The 560-nt window shown below is 37.5% G+C and carries 1 pseudogene; it reads right to left on the reverse strand.

The annotated features are described in order from the left end of the window. A pseudogene (locus ACIY19_RS10880) lies at positions 1 to 560 on the reverse strand (bacteriocin ABC transporter ATP-binding protein); the annotation flags it as partial.

Raw genomic sequence — 560 nt, forward strand, 5'->3', positions numbered from 1 at the left:
TCTCTTGTATCTGTGATGACAGGGAATATTTGAGCAATTTCTGTACCAGTTGGAATTCTATTTTTACCTTCAAATTCACTGTTTAAGTGAATGATACCTTTACTTGGAGCGGTTAAGGTATTATTTTCCAAGCGCTGTGACGCTTGATCTAGTTGTACTTTTAATTCTGTTAATTGATTCTCCACGGTTAGTTGTTGCTGTGAGGCTGTTTGTAAAAACTGTGTGCGGAGTACTTCAATTTTAGTTGCTAAACTATTATCATAAGTTGCTACACTTCCGATACCAGCTTGCTGAATTTTGAGGCTTGCCATAGATGATTCAAGACCTGCAATACTTTGATTAATTTGAGATAAAAATGGCTCCTCTGCAGTTCCTTGTGTTTGTCCTTGTGAGGCTACAAGATAACGATTCAAAATTGACTGGTGTGGATTGCCAGTTGGTAAGCGTGCTCTGTTATTTATGATAGCATCTCTCAACTCTTGATATTCTCCAATTTGTTGTTGAACTTTTGTAATTTCTTGTTCGATGGCTGATGAACTGCTATTGGCAAGATTGGCTTG

It is taken from the genome of Streptococcus sp. ST14 (assembly GCF_046098195.1).
Classification (GTDB): domain Bacteria; phylum Bacillota; class Bacilli; order Lactobacillales; family Streptococcaceae; genus Streptococcus.